Source organism: Streptosporangium oxazolinicum (assembly GCF_039537505.1).
Classification (GTDB): Bacteria; Actinomycetota; Actinomycetes; order Streptosporangiales; family Streptosporangiaceae; genus Streptosporangium; species Streptosporangium oxazolinicum.
The window spans coordinates 417,394-440,904 of record NZ_BAABAQ010000005.1 but is presented as its reverse complement, the minus strand read 5'-3'; the positions used below and the strand labels follow the sequence as shown (position 1 = coordinate 440,904).

18 protein-coding genes and 1 riboswitch are annotated in these 23,511 nt (G+C 69.4%); of the genes, 3 read left to right on the top strand and 15 right to left on the bottom strand.

Annotated elements, in window-relative coordinates; genetic code table 11:
• Positions 1-13 precede the first annotated feature (13 nt).
• From ABD817_RS17250 to ABD817_RS17210, 9 genes are all read right to left on the bottom strand, one after another.
• The gene (locus ABD817_RS17250; RefSeq protein ID WP_344918961.1) at positions 14-523 is read right to left on the bottom strand and encodes a DUF4396 domain-containing protein; all 510 of its coding nucleotides are present in this window, start codon (positions 521-523) and stop codon (positions 14-16) included.
• A gap of 98 nt (positions 524-621) precedes the next feature.
• On the bottom strand, positions 622-1,194 hold the full coding sequence (locus tag ABD817_RS17245) for a carboxymuconolactone decarboxylase family protein (RefSeq protein ID WP_344918960.1): 573 nt from the start codon (positions 1,192-1,194) through the stop codon (positions 622-624).
• A 339-nt stretch (positions 1,195-1,533) separates the two neighbouring features.
• Entirely contained in the window at positions 1,534-2,082 is a 549-nt protein-coding gene (locus ABD817_RS17240; protein ID WP_344918959.1) for a hypothetical protein, read from the bottom strand.
• Positions 2,079-2,555, bottom strand: a complete 477-nt coding sequence (locus ABD817_RS17235; protein ID WP_344918958.1) for a hypothetical protein — start codon at positions 2,553-2,555, stop codon at positions 2,079-2,081. Before ABD817_RS17235 ends, ABD817_RS17240 begins: the two co-directional genes overlap by 4 nt.
• Positions 2,556-2,594: 39 nt before the next feature.
• Positions 2,595-3,377: a hypothetical protein gene (locus tag ABD817_RS17230; RefSeq protein WP_344918957.1), complete on the bottom strand. Its 783-nt coding sequence runs from the start codon at positions 3,375-3,377 to the stop codon at positions 2,595-2,597.
• Positions 3,378-3,402: 25 nt separating this feature from the next.
• The gene (locus ABD817_RS17225) at positions 3,403-3,885 is read right to left on the bottom strand and encodes a hypothetical protein (RefSeq protein ID WP_344918956.1); all 483 of its coding nucleotides are present in this window, start codon (positions 3,883-3,885) and stop codon (positions 3,403-3,405) included.
• A gap of 48 nt (positions 3,886-3,933) precedes the next feature.
• Positions 3,934-5,475 (bottom strand): phenylacetate--CoA ligase family protein, encoded by a 1,542-nt coding sequence (locus ABD817_RS17220; protein ID WP_344918955.1) that lies wholly within the window; start codon positions 5,473-5,475, stop codon positions 3,934-3,936.
• Positions 5,472-7,046, bottom strand: a complete 1,575-nt coding sequence (locus tag ABD817_RS17215; protein ID WP_344918954.1) for a pyridoxal phosphate-dependent decarboxylase family protein — start codon at positions 7,044-7,046, stop codon at positions 5,472-5,474. The genes ABD817_RS17220 and ABD817_RS17215 overlap by 4 nt, the downstream gene beginning before the upstream one ends.
• Before the next feature lie 828 nt (positions 7,047-7,874).
• On the bottom strand, positions 7,875-8,465 hold the full coding sequence (locus ABD817_RS17210; RefSeq protein ID WP_344918953.1) for a phosphoribosylanthranilate isomerase: 591 nt from the start codon (positions 8,463-8,465) through the stop codon (positions 7,875-7,877).
• Between the two features lie 170 nt (positions 8,466-8,635).
• Here ABD817_RS17210 and ABD817_RS17205 point away from each other — a divergent pair, with 170 nt between their 5' ends.
• On the top strand, positions 8,636-9,670 hold the full coding sequence (locus ABD817_RS17205) for an aldo/keto reductase (protein ID WP_344918952.1): 1,035 nt from the start codon (positions 8,636-8,638) through the stop codon (positions 9,668-9,670).
• Between the two features lie 49 nt (positions 9,671-9,719).
• Here ABD817_RS17205 and ABD817_RS17200 read toward each other — a convergent pair whose 3' ends face one another.
• The 5 genes from ABD817_RS17200 to metE all read right to left on the bottom strand — a co-directional run bounded on the left by ABD817_RS17200 (position 9,720) and on the right by metE (position 20,017).
• A complete protein-coding gene (locus ABD817_RS17200) occupies positions 9,720-11,375 on the bottom strand; it encodes a penicillin-binding transpeptidase domain-containing protein (RefSeq protein WP_344918951.1) in 1,656 nt (551 codons plus the stop codon).
• Positions 11,376-11,519: 144 nt separating this feature from the next.
• Positions 11,520-12,338 carry a PIG-L family deacetylase gene (locus ABD817_RS17195; protein ID WP_344918950.1) on the bottom strand — a complete coding sequence of 273 codons (819 nt, stop codon included), beginning with the start codon at positions 12,336-12,338 and terminating at the stop codon, positions 11,520-11,522.
• Positions 12,339-12,475: 137 nt separating this feature from the next.
• Positions 12,476-16,426, bottom strand: coding sequence for an NB-ARC domain-containing protein (locus ABD817_RS17190; RefSeq protein ID WP_344919041.1), 3,951 nt, complete (start codon positions 16,424-16,426; stop codon positions 12,476-12,478).
• Positions 16,427-16,971: 545 nt separating this feature from the next.
• Positions 16,972-17,478, bottom strand: a complete 507-nt coding sequence (locus ABD817_RS17185) for a lytic polysaccharide monooxygenase auxiliary activity family 9 protein (protein ID WP_344918948.1) — start codon at positions 17,476-17,478, stop codon at positions 16,972-16,974.
• A gap of 313 nt (positions 17,479-17,791) precedes the next feature.
• Positions 17,792-20,017, bottom strand: a complete 2,226-nt coding sequence (metE, locus tag ABD817_RS17180; protein WP_344918947.1) for a 5-methyltetrahydropteroyltriglutamate--homocysteine S-methyltransferase — start codon at positions 20,015-20,017, stop codon at positions 17,792-17,794.
• A gap of 110 nt (positions 20,018-20,127) precedes the next feature.
• Positions 20,128-20,339, bottom strand: a riboswitch (cobalamin riboswitch).
• Between the two features lie 331 nt (positions 20,340-20,670).
• On the opposite strand from metE, the gene ABD817_RS17175 reads away from it, so the two are divergent.
• Positions 20,671-21,408 carry a uridine kinase family protein gene (locus tag ABD817_RS17175; protein WP_344918946.1) on the top strand — a complete coding sequence of 246 codons (738 nt, stop codon included), beginning with the start codon at positions 20,671-20,673 and terminating at the stop codon, positions 21,406-21,408.
• Positions 21,409-21,663: 255 nt separating this feature from the next.
• Positions 21,664-22,071: a hypothetical protein gene (locus ABD817_RS17170; protein ID WP_344918945.1), complete on the top strand. Its 408-nt coding sequence runs from the start codon at positions 21,664-21,666 to the stop codon at positions 22,069-22,071.
• A 286-nt stretch (positions 22,072-22,357) separates the two neighbouring features.
• Here ABD817_RS17170 and ABD817_RS17165 read toward each other — a convergent pair whose 3' ends face one another.
• A complete protein-coding gene (locus ABD817_RS17165; protein ID WP_344918944.1) occupies positions 22,358-23,503 on the bottom strand; it encodes an NsdA family TPR-like regulatory protein in 1,146 nt (381 codons plus the stop codon).
• Positions 23,504-23,511 lie beyond the last annotated feature (8 nt).

Here is a 23,511-nt window from a genome sequence, read left to right as displayed (position 1 = left end):
GGTGAGGGCGGTCTCAGTGGTGGTAGGCGTGGATGACGGCGTGTCCCCTGCCCCGGCCGATGATCCACTTGTTGATGGGCGTGGTGACCAGGAAGGCCACCAGGAGGGCGAAGGCGAGGGCGCCCCAGAAGAGGCCCGAGGTCAGTCCCGCGTCCATCGCGCCGGGAACCGCGACCATGACGGCGTTGTCGACGATCTCCATGACGAGGATGGACAGGGTGTCGGCCGCCAGGGCCAGCCGCAGGGCCTTGCGCCAGTCGACACCGGCCCTGCGCAGCCCGACCAGGGTGAGCGCGTAGCCGAAGAAGAAGGCGAGCGCGATGGCCAGGGCGAGGGTGGGCACGTTCGGCCATCCCAGAGCCGTGCCGATCACCATGCCGAGCACCTCGCCGATGGCGCACCCGGTGAGGCAGTGCAGGGTCGCCGACGCGGCCACCCGCCAGCCGGCCTTCCCCGGGTGGTGGCCGGGCTCATGGTGCCCCGCACCCGCGGCATGGCTCACGTGCTGCACCGGTTCGGACATCACGACCTCCTTCTGCTCCGTCGTTCTCTGACCGACACCCCCCAACTTATACCCATGGGGGGTATATGACAACGATCAGAGCGCGGGCCGGCCCGACCTCACTCGTCGTCACCGTCCCAGGCGAAGGCCCGGAACGGCGGGTCGAGGGGGGCGTCGATCAGCCGGTTGGCGAAGGTCGAGATGGTGTACGCGCCGACCCCGAGGACGACCTCGAGAGCGTTCCGCGCGCTGTGGCCCGCGTTCAGGAACGCCCGCGTCTCCTCGTCGCCGACCGCTCCCCGGTGGTCCATGACGGCGAGGGTGAACGACCGGAGCGCCTCCGCCCGCGCGTCCGGGAGGGGCCTCCCGGCCCGGAGCGCCTCGACGACCTCCGGCGGGGCCTCCAGCCCGACCAGGGTGGCGGTGTGCATCGCCACGCAGACATGGCAGCCGTTGCGGGTGGCGACCGTCATCACGACGATCTCGCGGCCGACCGGGTCGAGGGTGGTCTGCTCGAAGGCGGCACTGGCCGCCAGAAATCCCCTGAGCAGCTGCGGGGAGGTGGCCATCCGGCCGACCGCCGTGGGGACGTGGCCGAATTTCCGCTTCACGCCCTCGATGGCAGGGCGGGCGTCGGCCGGAGCGCTCTCGGCGGTGTGGGTGACGAAAAGGGCATGGACATCGGTGGACACGGGGGCCTTCTCTCTGGATTCTCCGAGCCCTCGGAACGCGGGCTCGACGATCGCGCGTCACGACTAAAATCGTCAACGAGGTTGTCTATATGGTAAACATGATTGACGATATTGGCAACGAGAGGCACCCTCGCGGGGAATCACCGAGGCACTCCGGGCACCTTGGAGCCCCCACCGTCGGCCACGGCACAGGTCGCCCCCGGCAGGCGCTCGCCCATCGCGAGACGCCGAGGTGGCACACGCGGAGTCGGGCCGCGCGGCCGGTCGGTCATGGTCGCCGCCGGAGCGGCGACCATGACCTCCCCTCTCACCACACCGCGCTCACGGCCCCGGGGACCGTCAGACGGGAAGCACCCGCAGGGCGGGATAGTGGACCGAGTTGAGGTACAGCTTGTCGGTGCCGTGCTCCTTCTCCAGCTCCAGGACGAACCGGTAGCGGTAGAGCCCCGGCCGGGCGTCGCTCATCACCGCTCCGGCCCAGTAGTAGTAGACGGCGGTGTACTGGTCGCGCATCCGGTCGGGGGCGCCGTAGACCTTGAGCTCGGTCATGATCCGGCGTTCGGCGACGTCGTCCTCGTCGCCCTTCTCGATGTCGAGGAAGACGATGTTGTTGATCTTCGGCATCGGCGGCCAGGTGCCGTCCGGACGGCGGTGCATGTCGATCGGGCGGATGATCCAGTTGATCACCTGCCCCTGCTTGCAGATGGTCTCCAGGTGGTCGCCGCCCTGCCCGACCCCGCCGACGCTGTTGTCCATCATGTAAAGGCAGCCGTCGAGGGACTTCGTCGCCGCGGCCCTCTCCATGTCGACGAGGGTCACCACGTTCAGCTGGACGGAGTTGAGCTGGCCCCGATCGGCGAAGTCCGTGGCCGCGTACGTCTGGGTCATCGGCCTTCCTTTCCGTCGTTGGCGGGACCGGCCAGGGTCGGCCGGGCGGTGGGGGTGAACGGCGTGCTGACGGTGCCGAGCAGGAACGAGAGCCGGTACGGGACCGGTTCGGTGAGGTCCTGCTTGACCTCGGCGGTCCAGAACACGATGTCGGTGCCGGGATACACCTTCCGCGTGGGCTCGGCGACCTTCGGGTCGATCTCGATGTCGTTGAGGGACACGTAGGTCTCGCACTCCAGCGGGATCACGTTCCACAGCAGGGTGTCGCCCTTGCGCACCCGGCTGTGCAGCGTGGGGGTGCCGAAACCGGTGGACCCCGCGTTCTTGTTGGTGTCGTAGAAGTAGATGTTGTCGTCCAGGTTCTCCGACGCCAGCGCGGCCACGGGGTCGACCACCGCGGTGATCGTCACGGGCCGGACGGGCCGGGCGGGCTGGGCGGGCTGGCGTTCGGGCTGCTTGTTCCTCGGGGGCATGTGGCTCCTCCGCTCGAAGATGCTCCGGCTCGGACCGGGTCAGCTGGCGGCCGGGACGGGCGGGATGGGAAGCACGCCCAGTCCGGCACCGGTGAACCCGTTGCGCTTCGGATCGTTGATGATCTTGAGGCTGGACTCGCAGGTCAGGTCCACGGACTCCCAGACCAGCTCGTCGTTCCGCTCGACCAGCTCGTGCAGCTGGATGTGCATCGTGTACGCGTAGACGCCGGGCCGGCTCGTGTCCACGGTCGCGGCCCAGTACCAGCCGTCGTAGATCATGTCGGGCGACCCGTACTGGGCCGGGTACATGATCTTCTCGCTGACGGCCTCGCCGGTGATGTCGGTGATCACCGGAGCCGGGTAGTTGTACGCGCCGGTGCCGCTCGTGGTCTTACCGGTGACGTCCAGCAGCTTGGCCTCGGTGAGGCCGCGCCCGCCCTCCGGCTTGTGGGGGCGCTTGCCGACCCGCCGCTGCAGCCGCTTGAGGTCGGTCTCGCTCACGCCGTCCTCGGCGTTGAGCGAGGCCAGCTCGTCCAGCGTGCGCCGGTCGTCGGCGCGCTCCTGCTCGGCCAGGTAGTTGCGCGGCACCGTCGGGGGGATCGACCCCAGTGCGGCGGGCAACCAGTTCAGCACCTGCTCGGTCGCCTGCGACCCGTCGAGGAAGTGGGTGCCGGGCACGATCGTCACCAGCCGCTCGGTGCCCACCCCGGCCGAGCCGAACAACTTCATGTTGTCGAACCAGTACGTGTTGCCGTCGAGCGACCGCGTCCGGAGCGCGTTCTCGACGTCGAAGAGCACGATGATCCCGTGTTGCTGGGCCATGAAACCGCCTTTCGCAGAACGTGGCTCACACGCGCAGCAGCGCGGGCGAGTCGATGTGCAGCACGCTGTTGGGTCCGTCGTGGAGCCTGAGGGAGAGCCGGTACCGGTACGGGACACCGGGCGTCATGTCGTAGGGCACGACGCCCTCCCACACCAGCAGGTCGTAGTTCTCGTAACCGTTGGAGCCCGTGGCGTCGACCTTCGCCCCGGACACGACGCCGGGCGCCGCGACGGTGGAGGGCACGGCCTGGTCGGCCGGGGGCGGGACGGCCGCACCGGACAGGAACTCGATGGCCTGGATCTCGACCGGGGTCTGCACGTCCACGTGGATGGGCGTCCACTGGACGACCTGCCCCGGGACCACCGCCGTGACGAGGTCGGGGGTCCCCTGGTGCTTGCTTCCCGCCGAGCTGTCGTCGACCAGCGAGAGGTTGCCGTTGTGCAGCGTCCGGTCGGACAACGCCCCGACCGCGTCGACCATCACGACGATGCTGATCCTGTCTTTCATCGATCCTCCCTTGTTGGGTGTCACTCGGGCGTACGGGCCACCATGTGCTCAGCCCCGGTCCCTGACCAGCGGCGTCTTGCCGACGGTGGTCCGCTCGATCTGTGGTGAGGAGCGCGGCACGAACAGCAGCCGGAACCCGTATCCGGTCTGCTCGATGGCCGCCGCGTTGGCCTCCCGGTCGTTGAAGAGCGACAGGGAGCTCGGCAGCGCCTGGGTGAACAGCTGACGCGTCCCGCTCGGGCCGAGGGCGTGCTCGACGGCCGCGGCCGTGCCCTCGGCGTCGTCCACCGCCACCAGCAGGGTGAGGGCCCGCTCCTCACGGTGGTTGTGGAACTGGACCTCGTGCGCGACCAGGTCCAGGTCGACGCCGGTCGTCGAGCGCAGCCGCCCGCGCAGGGCCGCGTAGGCGAGCGTCGCCGAATACTGGCTGTCGTTGAGGTGCAGCACGTCGGCGGTGCGCCCGGCGAACTCGAACCGCCCGGTGCGCAGCCCGGGACCGTTCAGGGCGGGGCGGCGGATCATCCGATCGCCGAGCTTGAGCCGGAGCAGCGGCGTCTCGTCGGCGTGCAGCCGGGTGACGACCAGCTCCCCCTCCTCGCCCTCGGCGACGGCGCGGCCGTCCTCGTCCACGATCTCCACCAGGTGCAGCCCCGGCACGGCGGAGAGCGCCGGCGAGGTGTGGTCGAGCTGGAGCCCGACGCACTCGGCCTGGGTCGCCGCGAAGTAGCTGAGGATCGACACGTTGGGGAAGAACTCCTGCAGCTCGTCGCGCTTGCGCTGCGGCAGGGAGCCGCTGCCGTACATGGCGACCCGGAAGCTCGCCCTGGCGTGCGGGGGCAGGGCCGCGCCCAGCTCGGGCAGGAGCGCGATACCGGCGGTGATGCCCATCAGCGCCTTGTGGCCCGGGTAGGAGAACATGTGCTCCAGCACCGGCGCGCTCACCGGGCCCGCGCCGATGTAGTTGACCCCCGGGACGTGGGACAGCACGCCGCCGACCATGGTCCCGCTGCTCCACATCTGGTAGTCGGCCAGGGTGGTGAACAGCCAGCGCGGCGCGGGGCCGCGCAGGTAGCGGCCGAGCTGGTAGGCGCCCATGAACGCCCCGGAGATGCGGTAGGTGTCGCGCAGCTCCCGCAGGGAGTACACGATCTCCAGGGGCATGCCGTCACCGGTGCCGCCGCTGGCCACCACCTCGAACCCGCCGCGGTCGATCGGCACGACCATCCCGGCCCGCGCGCCCATGAACATGTCCCGCTGCACGGTCTTGTCCGAGAGGGGGATCCGCTCCCACTCGGACATGTCGGCGGGGGCGTCGCGGAGCCCGAAGTAGTGCAGCCGCTCGCGCCACAGCGGGTTGAGCAGGGCGATGCCGACGAGTTGCCGAAGCCGGCGGAACACCAGCGCGTTCTGCAGGTCGAGCGGGGCCTCGCAGTACGGGACCCCGGTGAGCCGCCCGCACTCCTCCAGCTTCTCCGCGAACGACGGCAGCCGGGTGACGTCGTCCACCGAGCGGGGCCGCAGCTCCTCCTCGGGGATCAGCCGTGCCGCCAGCTCCGCCGAGGTGGCGATGTCCAAATCCATCATGGTCATGAGTGACTCCCGTTCCGCTGGTCGTGCCGGGTCGCGGCGCTCGTGCGCAGCACCCGTTGCCCGATGTCCCTGATCTCGGCGATGAGCATGGCCAGGTGGTCGGCGTCGATCAGGTGGTTCATCACCACCACGCGCAGCGCCGCCACCCCGTCGATGTCGACCTTGGATATGAAGAAGCGCCCGCCGCCCCGGATCCGGTTGCGGACCTCCAGCTGCAGCCGGTGCACGGTCGCCGGTTCCAGACCGGCCGGCCGGTATCGGAAGCACAGGATGTTGGACTCCGGCTCGTGCGCCACGGCGAAGTCCGGCTCGGCGGCGAGCATCCGGTGCGCCTGCCGGGTCATCTCGCACAGCCGGTCGATCCGCTGCGCGAACAGTGCCGGGCCGTAGACCGACCAGACCGTCCAGAGCGGCATGATCATCGGGCGTTTCGTGCACTCGAAGTTCTTGTCCGCGCTGTCGTAGGCGCTGTAGACGTCCGGTTCCTCGTCGAAGACGTAGCTGGCGCGCTGCCGGAACGCGCCGCGCGCCGCCGCGCCGTCACGGTAGAGGAGCAGCGTGCACGGCGCCGGCATGAACAGCATCTTGTGGGCGTCCCAGGTCAGCGAGTCGGCCTGCTCGATGCCGCGCAGCCTGTGGCGGTGCCGGTCCGACAGCAGCAGGCTCGCCCCGTGCGCCCCGTCCACATGGAGCCAGAGCCCGTACCGGCGGGCCACGGCCGCGAGCTCCTCCAGCGGGTCGAAGGCGCCCATCGACGTGGTCCCGGCCGAGGCCACCAGGCAGAACGGCCGCAGACCGCGCCGGTGCGCCTCCTCCAGTGCCGGGCCGGCCAGATCGGGGCGGATCCGCCCGGCCCGGTCGACCGGGAGCCGGACGATCTGCCGTTCGCCGATGCCGAGGACACCGGCCGCCCGGGTCACGCTGTAGTGGGCCTCCTCGCTGACCGCGATGGCCGGAAGACCCGATATGCCGCCGACGCCGCGCGTCCAGATCTGCGGGAAGGCGCGGTTGCGGGCGGCGAGCAGCGCGGTCAGGTTGGCCAGGGAGCCCCCCGAGGTCGTCACCATGGCGAACCGGTCGTGGTCCCAGCCGATGAATCGGTTGAGCTCCTCGGCCATGAGCCGCTCGGCGACGTTGGGGAGCTGTCCGGCCTCGTAGAAGGAGGAGGGTTGGTTGACCACCGAGCCGACCAGGTCGATGAGGCTGGCCAGCGGCACCACACCGGAGAACTGCCGTCCCATGTAGCCGGGTGAGTAGACCGGGATGCCGGTCGCCGTGTACAGGTCGACGATCTGGCTCACCCGGTCGGCGTCGAAGTCGGCGATGCGCTGCCGTTCCGGGGTCATCAGCTCCCGCGCGGCCTTCAGCAGCACCGCCGGATCGAGGAGGTCGAGTCCCCGGACCGACCGGTCCCCCAGATATGTCGCCAGGCGGCCGACGATGTCCACGGCGCCGTCGTGGAAACGGTCGGGGTCGAAGGCCGCGGCGAGGCCCGGCGTGGGTGACCGGGATCCTTCGTCGGTCGTCGGCTCCGGAAAGGAACTCTGGACATCGGAAAGCGAACTCGTCATGGAGGAGCCTCCAAATGATCCGGCGTCGAGAACGCCCGCATGGTCACGCTTGGCCGAGAATTCGGACATGATGAATTGAACTCCCGGGCGATCACATGAAGGTTCTCGTGAATAAATGCTTTATCTACGGTGATGCGTCGAGCGAGAAAGAGACCCCCGCATCCGGGGACACGAGCGGTATTCGTGTCGTCACCGGACCGTTCCAGCAGGTTGGAACGGTCCAACGACGAGGGGAATGCGATCGGTGATGGTGGAAGATGGCACGAGGGGGCCTCGCTGCCCCCGTTCACGCCCTGTTCAAGCCTTCGAAGACGATCAGGGTTCGCAGGAGACCCGTCGTGGACGAATCGCGGTTAATTCGATCTGAAATCCGCCAGCCGTATACGTTGGCACGCCCGTCATGTAAGCGAGCTAATCATTGATGACAGGAGAGGCGCAAGACCTCGGATGCAGGTGGAGTGGCAGATTCCGGCCACAGTTACTTACGTGCGGTGATTGGGATGGTGATGGACGGCGACTCTCAGTTGTTTTGGGGCTTATGGGTTTTCCCCACAACGGTATTAAGATCGACACATTCGAGGCCGTCGCCTCGGAGAGCGACCCTATTGACAGGATATTCACATCTAATGTGATCGTATTAGAAAAAATGCGAAGAAAATCCCAATAGGGCGGTATGTCGGTTTTCCTGGCGGGCCGGCCCCGGAAGGAGATCTCTCTCACACTTTCGGGCGGCGCCGGGCCCGCCAGGCTCCGGACGGCATCACTCCCGGACCCGCCGTCCGGCCCGGAACGGGTGATCGCCGATGACGGCGGGCCCGGCCGCCACGCTCAGGCGCCGCGGGCGGCGGCGACGAAGTCCCTGATGAGACCGGAGTCCTTCACCCCGGGCCCGGCCTCCACACCGCTCGACACGTCGACCCCCCAGGGTCGTGCGGCGGCGATCGCCTCGGCCACGTTCGACGGGTCCAGTCCCCCGGCCAGCATCCAGCGGCCCGCCGGGCGCCCGCGCACGGCCGCCCAGTCCCACGGCTCCCCCGAGCCCGGCCTGGGCGCGTCGACGATGAGCAGGTCCTCGTCGAGGGCGCCGCAGCGCAGGTCGACGCTCGCGGCCCCGGCGCGGACCAGCGTGACACCGAGGTCCTTCAACGCGGTGAAGTCCTCGTGCGGGTGGTCGCCGTGCAACTGGACGGCGCGCAGCCCCGCCTCCAGCGTGGCCGCCCTCACCTCCTCGGAGGACTCGCCCGCGAACACCCCCACGGTCAGTATGTGCTGGGGCACCGCCGAGGCCAGCTCCCTCGCCCGCGCGGGGGTGACCCGCCGCGGGCTCCTGGTGAGGACGAATCCGATGGCGTCGGCTCCCGCCTCGACGGCGGCCGTCACATGTCCGGGCTCGCGCAGCCCACAGATCTTCACGTACACCCTGTGTACGGTAGCCCGTCCCCCGCCCGCGACCGGACCACGGCGAGCGCTCCGCTCTCTGCTACAGGCGGCGGGTCATGGGAAACCCGGACAGATTCGGGGTTGACCTGGAGCCCACTCCAGCGGGAAAGGTGGAAGCCGTGAATCCCGACGAGTTTGGAGAGCGGACAATGAGGCGGATCATCGGTCGCAGCGGCATCGAGACCAGCGCGCTCGGCATGGGGTGCTGGGCGATCGGCGGCCCCTGGAAGGGCGGCGACGACCAGTTCGGCTGGGGCGCGGTGGACGACGACGAGTCGATCCGCACCGTCCACCGGGCACTCGACCTCGGGGTGACCTTCTTCGACACCGCGAGCAACTACGGCGCCGGGCACAGCGAGTCGGTGCTGGGCCGGGCGCTGGCGGGGCGCCGCGAGGAGGTCGTGGTGGCGAGCAAGTGGGGCTGGACCTTCGACGAGCGAACGCGCGAGGCCGGCGGCTCGGACAGCAGCGCCACCTACCTGCGCGACTGCCTGGAGGGGTCGCTCCGGCGGCTCGGCACCGACTACATCGACCTCTACCAGCTCCACATCAACGAGTTACCGGTTACCGAGGCGCTCGACCTGATCGACACGCTTGAGGACCTGGTGGCCGACGGGCGGATCCGGGCGTACGGCTGGAGCACCGACAACGCCGAGCACGCCAGGGCGTTCGCGATCGCGGGACCGCACTGCACCGCCATCCAGCACGACATCTCGGTGTTGCGGGACGCGGCCGACGTGATCGCGGTGTGCGAGGCGACCGGCCAGGCGAGCGTCAACCGGGGTCCGCTCGCGATGGGCCTGCTCAGCGGCAAGTACCACGACGGCCGCACGGTGGGCCGCGACGACGTGCGCAGCCAGGGCTTCGACTGGCAGATCTACTTCGGGCAGGACGGCGCGGCCGTGCCGGAGTGGCTGCCCCGCATCGAGGCCGCGCGCGAGCTGCTCACCTCCGGCGGCCGTACGCTCGCCCAGGGCGCCCTCGCCTGGCTGTGGGCGCGGAGCGAGACGACGATCCCGATCCCCGGGTGCCGAACCGTCGCGCAGGCCGAGGAGAACGCCGGCGCGCTCCAGTACGGGCCGCTCGGCCGGGACGAGTTCGCCCAGCTGGAGGAGGTGCTGAAGGACCTGCGGACCACCCCCGACGCGAAGCCCCTCGGCGAGGAGCCCTCCCCGAACAGCTGAGCCCGCCGGTGCCCGCGCGGATCGATGTGCGCGAGGTTCCCCGAACGCCTCAGAGGGCGTTCAGGAACCTCGCGGCGATCGGCGCCGCGACCTTGCCCCCGGCGCCGCCGTGCCGGACGAACACCGCGAAGGCCAGGGGACCCCGGTAGCCGATGAACCAGGCGTGGTCCCCGCCGTCCGCGACCTCGGCGGTGCCGGTCTTGCCGGCGGTGTCCGGCGGGAGCCCGGCCTGGGAGGCCGTTCCCTGGGCGACCACGGCGCCCATCATCGCCCGCAGGCTCGCGGCCACCCCCTCGTCCAGCGGCACGGGCGGCGGCGAGTCCGCGGGAGGCTCGTCGGTCGTGATCGCGGGCCTCCAGACACCGCTCGCGACCGCGGCGGCGACCTCGGCCATGCAGAGCGGGCTGGCCTGCACCGAGTTCTGGCCGATGGCGTCGGAGCCGAGTTCGTCGGGGCTTCCGTAGGGCTGGATCCGGCAGGAGCTCAGCCCCGGCTTCTCCCGGAAGCCGAACCGGTCGGCCGCCTCGGCGCGCAGCCGGTCGTCGCGCAGCCGCTCGTACGTCTGCTGGGCGAAGGTGGTGTTGCAGGAGAGCGCGAAGGCCGTGGTGAGGGCCACGCTGCCGTGGTCGACGCCGTCGGAGTCGGTGAAACTCCTGCCGTTCGGGATGGTGTAGCTGGCCGGGCAGGCGACCGGCGACTCCGGGGTCAGGCCGCCGCGCAGCAGCGCGGCGGCGGTCACGACCTTGAACGTCGAGCCGGGCGGGTAGAGGCCGCTGAACGCCTGCTTGCCGCCCAGCGTGTCCGCCACCGCGCGCACCTGGGCCGTCTGGACGTCCACGGCCACGATCGCGGCGGGCTGCCCGACGTCGTCCAGGGCGCGGGCCGCGGCGGCCTGCACGGGCTGGGAGATCGTGGTCTTCGTCCCCGAGGTCGGCGGGAGCGGCGAGTCCAGCAGCACCTGGCCGGAGGGCTCCTCCTCCAGCCTCAGGTCGATCACCGTGTCACCCAGCCCGGTGAAGTAGTCGCCCGCCCTGCTGTCGCGGGGGAACGGCACCCCCTCGAGGGTCAGCGTGGCCGGGCGCCGGACCTCGGTCTCCCTCAGCCGCACGTTCCCGCCGTCCCTGAGCGAGGGGTGCATCGTCTCGGGGGTCCAGCGCACCTTCCACACCCCGAACCGCTGTTCCAGGCGCAGCACGGAGGCGAACGGCCAGTCGCCCAGCCCCGTGACCTGCCGTACCCCGTTGAACGACATCTCGGCCTCGTCCTCGCCGTGGCGGCGCAGGTCGCCGGGGGTGAGGGAGATCGACGAGACCCGCAGGTCGGCGTCGAAGCCTCGGTGCCGGACGCCGAAGTCGGCCGGGGGGTCGACGACCATGCCCGTCATGGCGGCGAGGTCACCCCCCTGCCAGGCGGTGAGGTAGTTCGTCGCGGTCGTCTCCGGGCCGCTCTGCGGGCTCGGCGTGGCCGGGGTCAGCGTGATCAGGTTCGGGGGCGGTGAGGCGGGCAGCGGGGTGGGCGGCTCCCCCGCCCGCACCGCGTTCGTCCCGGTGTCCGGGTCGCCGGACTCCTCGTGGTCACCCGGTGGCGAGGACCTCGGCGAGGGCGAGGCGACGACGGCGCCGGGGGCGGCCACCACCCCGTACACGCCGAAGACGAGGATCGCGGCCGCCGAGATGACCAGCGCGAGGAGCCGTCGATCACGCATACCGTTCACTCCCCCGGGTTTGCAGGATTGCATACCAGAGAAAAGATCGTAAAGGCGACAAGAAGCGGCCAACCAGGTTTTTCCGGACTTCGGTATGACACCGTATCCGACGACATCCGACGACGCCCCCGGGAGCCGTCCCCGCTAACGGAGGCCGTCGAAGAGGTCGTCCTCGCGGTCGGCCGCGGCGGGAACGCGGTTGATGTGGCGGATGAAGGTCTCGTGCTCGAACACCCGGTGCTGGGCCTCGGCGGGCATGCGCAGGAAGAAGGCGCTGTCTCCCTGGCTCCCGTGCGCCTTCAGCGCCTTGATCTTGCGCTCCACCTGGTCGGACACGTCGACCACGGTGGTGATCTGCTCCTCGGGGACGCCGAAGTCGTCGGAGGACTCGAAGTCCTCTGGGGCGTCACCGGTCGAGCGGAGATACTCGAACAGCTCGGCCATCCGCTCGCGGGACACGGCCGTGTAGTAGAGCTTGCCGGGAATGCCGCTGGCCTCGGCGGCCGCGAGGGCGATCCGGTGGGCCTGGATGTGGTCGGGGTGGCCGTAGCCGCCGTTCTCGTCGTAGGTGACGACCACCTGCGGGCGATAGCGCTCCATCAGCTCGACGAGCCTGCCGACGGCCTGCTCGAAGGGCACGTTGGCGAAGGACTCCGGCGCCTCGTTCGCGGCCCAGCCGACCATGCCCGAGTCACGGTAACCGAGCAGCTCCACGTGGGAGATCCCCAGGTGGGTCGCCGACTCGCGGAGCTCCTCCAGCCGCAGCGCGCTCACCGCCGCCTCGTCGTGGCCGGCCTCCCCCGGCTTCACCCCACCGGGACCGTCGCCCTGCTCACCGTTCGTGCAGGTGACCAGGACGGTACGGACGCCCTCGTCCGCGTACCTGGCGAGGATCCCGCCGGTGCTGATCACCTCGTCGTCGGGATGGGCGTGAACGGCCATCAGCGTCAGCTTTTCATTCATGACTTTTCACCCATTCGCGATAGAACCCTGCGGACCGGCCCACTCTACGGTGGCCGTCCGACAGTCAGGAGCGGCAGGCGGGTCACCGGACCTCGGCCGCGCGATGGTCGCGCTCGTCGCGTACGCCGCGCCGACCGCTATTCGGGCGGGGGGTAGAGGTCGAACCCGTACAGGCCCTGGTCGCCACCGGCGGCTATGGCCAGACCGCTGGGGAACCAGGCCAGGCAGTTGAGGCCCGCCTCGACCCGCGCTCCGGCGGCGGACGACTCGCCGTATCTGTCCCACACCCGGATGGTGCCGTCGTCGGAGCAGGTGGCGAGCAGGTTGCTGTCCGGGGAGATGGCCACGCCGCGGATCCTTCCCTCGCCGCCGGACAGCTTCGCCCGCTCCGTGCCGCCCGCCGACCAGACGCGGGCGCTGCCGTCGTCGAAGCAGGCGGCCAGCCAGGTGCCGTCGGGGGCGATCGTCACCCCCTGGGCCGGTCCCGGGCATCCCTTGAGCGAGGCCCGCGCCTTCCCGTCGGCTCCCCACAAACCGGCCGTGCCGTTGGCGGAGAAGATGGCGAACCACCTGCCGTTCGGCGCCACGGTGATCTCACCGATGCCCTCCACCCTGCCCCTCAGGGCGGCGTACCTGCTGCCGTCCGGTTTCCAGAGCTGGATCTTCCCGTAGATGGACAGGGTGGCGAGCCAGGCGCCGTCCGGGGAGATGAGGAGGTGGGCCGTCGCCCGGATGTTCGCGACCAGGACGGCGCGCTCGGTGCCGTCGGCCCACCACACGCGGGCGGTGCCGTCTTCCGAGCAGGTGGCGAGCCAGCTGCTGTCGGGGGCGATCACCACCTCGCGCACCGGCCCGGTGTGACCGGTCAGCGCCGCCCTCCTGCTGCCGCCCGCGCCCCACAGCCGTACGGTCCGGTCGGCCGACCAGGTGGCGAGCCAGGTGCTGTCGGGGGCGATCGCGACTCCCCGCAGGCGTCCCGGGTGTCCCGTCGGGATGGCCCGTCTGCGGCCACCGGCCCCGCGTATCCGGACGACGTGATCGGTGGACCAGACCGCCAGCCACGTCTTGTCCGGCGAGACCGCGCCGTGGTGACCGTTCTCCAGGGGAACGGTGAGGGTCGCCCCTTCTATCCTGTCCTCGTTCCAGAGTCTCACCGACCCGTCACCGGCGTGGGTGGCGATCCAGCTTCCCTCCGGGGAGATCGTCACCTGGCGGACCGTCCCGGTCCGGCCCCTGCGGCTCTGCCGGGCGGTACGCTCCGACTGCCAGATCCGGATCGTCCCCTCGTCGGAGCAGGCGGCCAGCCAACTGCTGTCGGGAGCGATCACCACCTGACGAACCGTCCCCGCATGACCCGTCAGCGCGGCCCGCTCAGCACCGTCGGCCTCCCACAGACGCACACTCCGATCACCGGAAAGCGTCGCCAGCCAACTGCCGTCCGGAGCGATCACCACCTGACGAACCGTCCCCGCATGACCCGTCAGCGCGGCCCGCTCACCACCATCGGCCTCCCACAGACGCACACTCCGATCACCGGAAAGCGTCGCCAGCCAACTACCGTCCGGAGCGATCACCACCTGACGAACCGTCCCCGCGTCACCCGTCAGGACGGCCCGCTGCCTGCCGTCGGCCTCCCACAGACGTACGGGACCGGTGGAGGCCCAGGTGGCCAGCCACGAACCGTCGGGAGAGATCCGCATGCCCGATCCCGTCCCGGTGTGCCCCGTCAGGACGGCCCGCTCGACGCCGTCGGCCCCCCACAGACGCACGCTCCCGTCTCCGGAGCGGGTCGCCAGCCACGAACCGTCAGGGGAGACGACCAGCTGGGAGACCTTGCCGATCGGCCGGTTCCGGCCGGAGACCTTCTCGTCCTCCTGGCTCCAGCCGCGCATCCTCAGGACGTCCTTCAGCCTTCGCGGCTTGGTCCTCACCCTGATCCGGCTCCTGAGGATCAGGAGCCTCTTCCCGCCGGGGCTCCAGAGACCGACCCCTCCCGCCGCGGAGCGGGTCGCCAGCCACGAACCGTCGGGCGCGGCCACCATCCCGGCGAACTTGCCCGTCCCCCTTCGCAGGACGGCGCGCCTGCTCCCGTCGAAATTCCAGAGACAGACCTTCCCGCTCGTGGAGAGGGTGGCCAGCCACGAACCGTCCGACGCGGCCACCATCTCGGCGAGCCTGCCGATCCCGTTGCGCAGGACGGCCCTCTCGGTGCCGCCGATCCCCCAGATCTGTACCCTCCTGCTCCCCGAACGGGTCACCAGCCACGAACCGTCCGGCGCGACGGCGACCTGGTGGACCGGCCTGCCGTGGGTGGCCAGCGTCGTCCTGGTGGTGCCGTCGGCCTTCCAGACCTGCGCGCCGCCGTCGCGGGCGTGCACGACGAACCGCGACCCGTCCGGGGTGATCGACACCTCGTTGAGCCGTCGCGTCGCCGAGGTGAGGGTCCGCAGGAGACAGGTGGCGCCGTCGTCGGGCAGCGGCCAGCGGGCTCTCAGGAAGGTGGTCTCGTTCTCCTGGCTGTAGCGCTCGACCGACGCCCGCATCGGCGGGAACGCGTAGAGACGGGCCAGCAGGTTCGCGGTGGAGACGGCGTCCGACTCGAAGGGGGTGAGCAGGTGGGCGCTGCGGGCGATCAACCGGCGGACCCCGGCGACGGAACGGGAGGTCGACAGGGCCAGATCCGACTCCGCCGCGGCCACCCCGAAAACGCGTACCCGGGTGACGAACCACCGCACGTCGTGCAGCAGTGACTCCAGCTCCCGGTATCTCCTCGCCTCGGAGAGATGGAACAGCAGGTGGTCCCAGAGGTAGGGCACGGTCCGGGGCAGCCTCCACCATTCGGCGTCCGCGGTGAGGTCGTCGTCGGGTATCAGGGTCCTCGCCTCGTCGAGGAGGTCGCGGTTGGCGGCCTCGGCGCGCTCCTTCCCCAGGCCGTCCTCCGAGCGGAGGGAGGAACGGACGACGTCGTGGATCGTGATCGACGGCACCGTTCCCTCCGCGTAGCGCCCGCTGATCAGCGCGAGGTCCCGAAGCCTCCCGCAGAGCCGTTCGGTCTGCTTGGAGGTGAGGCCCGCGGTGCCGCGCCAGAGAAGCTCGACGACGGCGACCGGTATCTCGACGTCCTCGGGGAAGACGCCCAGTTCCAGGAAGCGGGCGCGGTCGAACGCGCCGAGGGCTTCGAGGCTGTGCTCCACGGTGGCGAGCACCGCGGTCTCCCGCTGGGAGGCGACGGTGACGTCCAGGACGGCGGGGACGGTCCGGCCGAGCCGCCCGGCAGCCCGGCGGGCGGCGACGTCGGCGTTCGTCCCCGCGCCGTGCTCGTCGCGCAGCCGCGCGTTCACGAGGGAGAGCAGCAGCGGCCACCTCCCCGTCAGGCCCACCAGGTCGCTGAGGACGCCGGGGTTCATCGGCGGCAGTCCCCGGCTCAGCAGCTGGACGGCCACCCTCGGCGCCATCTCGTCGACGATCATCGCGATCGCCTTCGAGGGCAGTGCCCTGGGCAGCCGGGTCGTCACCAGCACCCGGGATCTCACGGCCGCGGACAGGAAGGGCCTCAGCTGCTTGGGGTGCCACACGTCGTCGACCACCAGCAGCACGTGACCCCGCTCCGCGAGGGCCTCGGCCATCCGGTGACCGGCCTGCTCGGGGCTGGAGAACTCCGGCCGGACGCCCAGCACGGCCTCCGTGACGTCGTTGGCGAGCGCCGCGATGTCGGCACCGGCGCGGTCGTGGCCCACGGTGACCCAGATGACGCCGCCGCCGAAGCGTCTCCGTACCTCGTCGCTGTGACACGCCTCCACGGCCAGGGAGGTCTTGCCGAACCCGCCCGCCCCGGCGAGGCCGGTGGTCAGCCCGACCGTGCCCGAACCCCTCATCGTCAGGGTGGAGACCACGTCGTCCAGCTCGGTCCTCCTGACCCATCCCGCCTGCCGTTCCGGCACCAGGAAGAGCCCGCCGCGCGTGCGTGATTCCATCAGTTTCGGTGTCAGCCAGGTGAGCAGGACGACAAGGGAGGCGGTTAATCCGAAAATAACAACCCATTCGATCCTGTGCGCGACGACCGTGTCGGGCAGATATTCTTCGACCATTCGCACCGGAAGTCCGACCAGAATTCCGAAAACCACCAGAATCGCCGTGGCGACATCGGCGATTCTTTTTGCGCGGCGAGCCACCGACCACCCCTGCAGTGCCGACCCCTGCCCCGACGGGCGCCGGGACCCCTGGACGCACGATATCTGTTCCCCATTGACCTTGAGTTGAATCACCGAGGTTCCGGCAATTAAAGCGCACACGAAAAGCCGCGTTGCACAGTTTGAGCTGCTATGTCCACGACGTCGCGCCCGCCATTCCGGCCCCCATTCAAGGTAGATCCTTTTCCGTGACCACGCGATCGCCCTTGGTGACCTCGCGGACCGCCGCAGGGAACCGGGAAGAGGAGCCGGCCGGGGAAGGTGATCGCCGAAACGGCGAAACCGCCCCCGCGCCCACCGGGCCTGTGACGGCGGGGAACGCCGTTGGCCACGGAGGGGGCGGGAGCGGTTCGGGTCTGGCGCGTCAGATCTCTCTGATCAGATCGGATCAGGTCAGGTCAGATCGTGTCGGGTCGGGTCCGGCGGGACCACCGGATCTCAGGTCAGCGCTGCAGGTCGACGCAGGAGTAGAAGGCGTTGGCGGTGTCGGCGATGTTCCAGACCGCGAGAACCTTCAGACGGCCGGTCCTGTTACCCAGGTTCACATTGTGCGAGACGGTGGCACCGGGCTGCCTGCCGCCGTCGTTGAACACGGCGATGCGGGTGTTGCCGATGAAGTACTCCCACGTGCTGGTGGCGTGGCGGGCGGTCAGCACCCAGTTGAAGGTGACCGAGTTGCCCACGCTCGTCGCCGGCCAGCCCTTGCTCTCGTTGCTGAGCTGGGAGAACCGGGCGACGTTGCCGTGGCAGTTCTTCAGGCCCTTTGGACCTTCCACGCTCTGGGGCTCGTAGATGATGTCGCCGCAGCCGGTGACCCGGCCCTGGGCGCACATGGCCTGACGGCTCGGCGGCGACGAGATGTAGCCGTGCGCGTTGGCCGGCGACGCGATGAACACGGTCGAAGCGACGGCGATGATCGCCATCGCGAGGAAGGTGACCGTTCTGCGCATATCCTGCTCCTTCGCTGGGGGGTGACTCAAATATAAAAGAAACTTTCCTAACAGTAAACATTTGAGTCACGGAAGATTCGGGAGCTCGTCAGATCCGGTGGGTCGCGCGCGACCGATTCCCCGGGCGTACCTCCGCCCCGCGCGGGGCGCGACAACGCGACAGGGGCGGTTCCCTAGAGGAACGTCTGTCCTGCCCAGGCGGGGTGAGACGGGGCCGGTCCCCTGGAGGGGCGTCGGTCCCGCCCAGAGGTGACGTACCGACGAAATGGGGGTGTGACCCGGACGGATCACACCCCCGCGAACACGGTGACCGCTAGACCGTTTCCGCCCGGACGCGCAGGGCCGCCTCGACCATGTTCCTGAGGCTGGCCTCCGTCTCCGGATAGCCGCGGGTCTTCAGGCCGCAGTCGGGGTTGACCCAGAGCAGGGCGGGGTCCACCGAGGCCGCGGCCGTACGCAGGGCGGTCTCGATCTCCTCGGCCGAGGGCACCCTGGGCGAGTGGATGTCCCACACGCCGGGCCCGATGCCGCGCGTGTAGCCGAAGGCGCGCAGGTCGTCCAGGAGTTCCATCCGGGAGCGGGCCGCCTCGACGCTGGTCACGTCGGCGTCCAGGTCGCCGATCGCGCCGATGATCTCCCCGAACTCCGAGTAGCACATGTGGGTGTGGATCTGCGTGCTGTCGGCCACCCCGCTGGTCGCCAGCCGGAACGCGTCGACGGCCCACTCCAGGTAGGCCTCGCGGTCGGCCCGCCGCAGCGGCAGCAGCTCGCGCAGCGCGGGCTCGTCGACCTGGATGATCCTGATGCCCGCCGCCTCAAGGTCGTGGGTCTCGTCGCGCAGGGCGAGCGCCACCTGCCTGGCGGTCTCGCCCAGCGGCTGGTCGTCACGGACGAAGGACCAGGCCAGCATGGTCACCGGGCCGGTCAGCATGCCCTTGACCGGCTTCTTCGTCCGCGACTGCGCGTAGGAGGCCCAGCGCACCGTCATCGGCTCGGGACGGGAGACGTCGCCGAACAGGATCGGCGGGCGGACGTAGCGGCTGCCGTACGACTGCACCCAGCCGTGTTCGGTGGCGGCGTAGCCCTCCAGCATCTCGGCGAAGTACTGGACCATGTCGTTGCGCTCGGGCTCGCCGTGCACCAGCACGTCCAGGCCGATGTCCTCCTGCAGCGCGATGACGCGGTCGATCTCGGCCTCCATCCTGCGCTCGTACCCGGCCCTGTCGATGTCGCCCGCGCGCAGGGCGGCGCGGGCCTGGCGCACCTCGCCGGTCTGCGGGAAGGAGCCGATGGTGGTGGTGGCCAGCGGCGGCAGACCCAGGTCGGCGTTCTGCACGGCGAGCCGCTCGGCGTGCGGGGCGCGCGGGGTGCCCTTGCCCAGCGCGTCCAGCCTGGCCCGCACCCGGGGGTTGAGGAACCGCTCCGTGACGTTCTCCCCCGCGATGACCTCCTCACCGTTCAGCGCCCTGCCGATCCGTACGACCTCGTCGACCTTCTGCCTGGCGAAGGCCAGCCGCTCGCGCAGCCGAGGGTCCAGCGAGGTCTCGGCGTCCAGGTCGAGCGGGACGTGCAGCAGCGAGCAGGAGGTGCTCACCACCAGCCGGTCGCTCAGCCCGAGCAGCGCGGCGCAGGTCGCCAGCGCCTTCGCGGTGTCGGTACGCCAGACGTTGCGGCCGTCGACGACCCCGGCGACGAGGGTCTTGCCGGGCAGCCCGCCGACGGCGGCCAGCGCCTCCAGGTTGCCGGGCGCCGAGACGAAGTCCAGGCCGACGGCCTCGACCGGGCCTCGGGCCAGGATCTCCAGCGCGGGCCCGATCTCACCGAAGTAGGTGGCCACCAGCATCCGGGGCCGACTGCTGAGCGCGCCCAGCCGCGCGTAGGCCCGGCGCAGCGCGGCCAGCTCCTCGTCCGTACGGTCGGCGGCCAGCACCGGCTCGTCCAGCTGCACCTCGGTCACCCCCGCCGCGGCCATCCGTTCCAGCAGCTCGGCGTAGGTCTCCAGCAGGCCGTCCAGCAGCCGCAGCGGCGCGAAGCCGGGCTCGGTGGACTTGGCCAGCAGCAGGAACGACAGCGGCCCGACCAGCACCGGCCGGGTCTCGACGCCCAGCCGCCGCGCCTCGGCGTACTCGGTGAGCGGCTTGCTCCAGTCGAGCCGGAACCGGGTGCCGGGTCCCAGCTCGGGAACCAGGTAGTGGTAGTTGGTGTCGAACCACTTGGTCATCTCCAGCGGCGCCACCCCCTCGGCGCCCCGGGCCATCGCGAAGTACGGGTCGGCGGCCCCGGCGAACCGCTCGGGCACCGCCCCCACCATCGCGATCGTGTCCAGCACGTGGTCATACAGCGAGAACGTGTTGGACGGCACCGCGTCCAGCCCCGCCTCCGACAGCTCCCGCCACGTCCGCTCCCGCAGACCCTCGGCCGTCTCCCGAAGAGCGGCGGCGTCCGTGCGCCCGGCCCAGTAATCCTCCGTCGCCCGCTTCAACTCGCGACGGCCCCCGATACGGGGATACCCCAAAACGGTCGTAGTGACCTGACTCATGGCGTCCTTCCCTCGGCTCATGCCATGCCAACCCACAGCCACACGGAAGGAACACACGGGAAAGACACCTCCCAGGCCCTCCCACGAGGCCACGGATCACCGCGCACCGGACGGCACACGGACGGCTGGCAGGTCTTCGGACTCGCGGGCACCACACTCAACCCCTACTGACCGTCGCTTCCCAGATGCCACGCACCCAGTGCCTATGACGGCGTTCGTTCCCACTCACCGCTGCGGGGCAGTCCCGGACTCCCACCGGGTTCCCTCTTACGACTCCCAGCGCCAACACGACACCGGAAGAACCAACCGCACCACGAGCATAACCCGCCCGCACCTCCGGCCGGAGCCACCGTCCGGCGCATCGAAGAAGCGGGAACCGTACTGCGGCCACCCGGAGGGTGGGAAAGGAAAGAAGGCCGCCTTCGGAAATGCCCCTGCAGAAGAAATGGGCTCGTCCCGGGTGGAGGAGACACCTCGCAGACCACCAGGGAGCCGTTCGCCGAGCGGTGGTACGCCGCGAGCTGCCCCGGGGAATGGCCGGTAGGTCTTTGAGGGTGATTTGGTGGAGATCAAGGTCGGCAGCGCATCGCGACCGCTCCTGGGATTGCGAAAGAGAGGGACGACGGGCTGGTGGTGTGTGATCGTGTGAAGTGGTGCTGCTGTACATCGTTCAGCGTGACTGGTCGACGGCAGCGGCTCGTATGCTGATCTTTGTCCTCTCTTTCGAAGACAGGTTGTCGATGCATCTGCATCCAGGCGAGACCGAGGCCGTTGGCTGGCGGGTGGTGACCGTGCTCGACGCCGTCCGGCAGCTGCGTGATGCTTCACCCGACGTCACCGGACGCCCGCGGGTGATCGCGATCGACGGCCGGGGCGGCGCCGGCAAGACGACCCTGGCCGAGCGGCTACGCAAGGGGGTGCCTAACTCCGCCATCGTGCACACCGACGACATCGCCTGGAACCACGCCTACTTCGACTGGGGCGCCGTGCTCGTCGAGAACATCCTGCACCCCCTGCACCGGGGTGAAGCGGTGAACTTCCGCCCTGATGCCTGGATCACCCACGACCGGCCCGGATCGATCACCATTCCCGCCGGTGCCGACTTCATCTGGGTCGAGGGCACCGGCATCATCCGCGAAGAGCTTGCCCCGTGGTTGGACGCCTCGGTGTGGATGCAGGGTGACCTCGACGAGCAAGAGCGCTTGTTGGTCGTCCGCGACGGCGACTCCCCCAAGCAGCTGGAGCACGTGGCGAACTGGCTGCTGGAGGAACTGCCGTTCATCTCACGAGAACAGCCGTGGGCCCGAGCCACCATGATCGTCGCTGGCCCTCCGCAGATCGACCACGACCCGGACACCGAGTTGGTCGTCGCCCCGCCGACCAGCCCTTAGGTTGGCCGGTCCACCCGCAGAACGCGGGTGAGCGGTTCGAGAGCCGCGCCTCCCGCCGGCAGCCACCAAAACCCCTCCGGTAAGGGATTTTTCCTGGCGGTGTGGCAGGTACGGGACGTGACCCCATACAGGCCGAGCCAACGCTTTCACAGCTCATCACCGTTCAACTTCCCGGCTCTTCCACGAGAAGCGGCGAAGCGCGGTTCCAGCTCCCTCTCTTGATCATCGCACGCGTGCCGCACGACCATGGAGACCATGCCGAGCACTGCGCAGGACGACCTCCACAGCACGCGACCACCATCGACGGCGAGACGGAAGCGGCGCTGGAAACTCCCGGCGGCTATCGCGGCATCATTCGTACTGTTCTTCGCGCTCATCATGACGCCTCAGTGGATTCACAACCGTCAACTCGACGGCCTTGCCAACCGTTTTCTTAGCTATCCTCTACCTCCCGAGACCAGATTCTCCGATGACGAGGTGCAGGCGTCAGTGGCGCTGCGGGGCAACAGCAACCACTGCGACTACCGCCTCAGGTTCAACCTGGGCACGAAACTGTCGCCGGACGAGGTCGCGCGTCACTACAAAGCCGCGCAGATCGGCATCGAAGGAGGCGGAATCTCCGTCGTCGTCTGGACACCTTCGGAGCCCCCACCCTTCCCCTGAGCTTCGACGACAAGCTGATCATCGTCGAGGTGCAGGACAACCTCCATGACCCGGGCTGGGATCTTCGCTGCCACTGATCATGAACGGCACCCCCTTGGCGAGCCTCGCCGTACCCGTGCTGACCACCGGGCCGCGCAAGCTCAGACGTTTCTCGGCCCGCCTGCCCCTGCCGAAGAGACCGCCCCCCTGCCGGAATGGCGCTACGCCGGAAGCGGCCACCGACACGGCAACGCATCGTGACTGCACGCACGATTACCAGAGAACGGGTAACAACATAGGCCAGTTGTCATGCGGCGAGCGGTGGGGTTTCGGGGGAAATCATGGATTGCAGGTGTTCGCGCGCCTGTCGTATCTCCGGGGTGGCGTTCCATTTGAGGGACGCTCGGAGTATTTCATGCACCCGTTTGTCGACCCTCGCCGAAGCGACGAACGGGAGCGCTCGCGCCAGTTCGTTCATCCGATCGGCCGCGAAAGAAGGGTCGGAAGCCCTCAGTGCCGTTTGTATCTGCCGTCCCAGGTATTGGGCCCGGAAAAGCGGTGACCATTGCCCGATGGTGCTGGCCGCTTCGTTGAGAAGCGTTCCGGCTTCCCCATATTCGCGGAGTTGGCTCAGTCCGATGCCGACGTCACCCGCCAGGGCGGCTTCCCCGAAGGGGGAAAGCCCTCCGACATTGAGCGCACGATCGAGCGCGTCCCGGGACGCCGCTTTCTGCTCCGGTATGAGCGCCAGGGAACGCCCGAGCCTCATATTCAAAGACGCCCGCTGGCTACCGGTGATGTCCGGGACCTGTAGTCCCCGCTGAGCGTAGGTAACCCCTCGGGCATGATCACCTCGATAGAGACCGACCCGGCTCAGGCTGTCGTACGCGCGGGCCTGGCTCTTGAAGTCCTGGGCTCGGAGTGCGAGGTCAAGCGCGATGCCGCCGGTACGGTCGGCCTGGGCAAGCTTTCCCGCGTCATACAGAACGAGGGTGACCTGGTACATAAGCTCGGAAACCGCTTTTTGCAGGGGCCGCTCGCTGACATCTTTCAATACTCGGTCAACGTGCTGCATGTGGCTTGACGCACGCGACATGAGGGGAATTCCACCAAGCTCATAGCGGCTGCGAGCAAGTGACGTGGCCAACGTGTTCACATAGCTGGCGTCCTGGTAGGGATTCGCACCGGTAGAGGGGACGAAGATAACGGATGCGGCGGCTGCCAGGAATTCCCTGCGTTCCACGGACTCCTCCACTTTAGGCGATATGCGTATTTCCCAGCCTACGCGCGCCAGTAGGTTGACGGCCTTGGCCATGCCGGTGTCCTTCTGACCTCGGGACACCTCGGAGACCCATGCCTGGGAAACACCTAGCTCACGGGCGAGATCGGTCTGGGTCCACCCCTGCTGCTCCATGATCGCTTTAAGGGCCTCTGGGAAAGTCCGCACATTCACCGAACGAG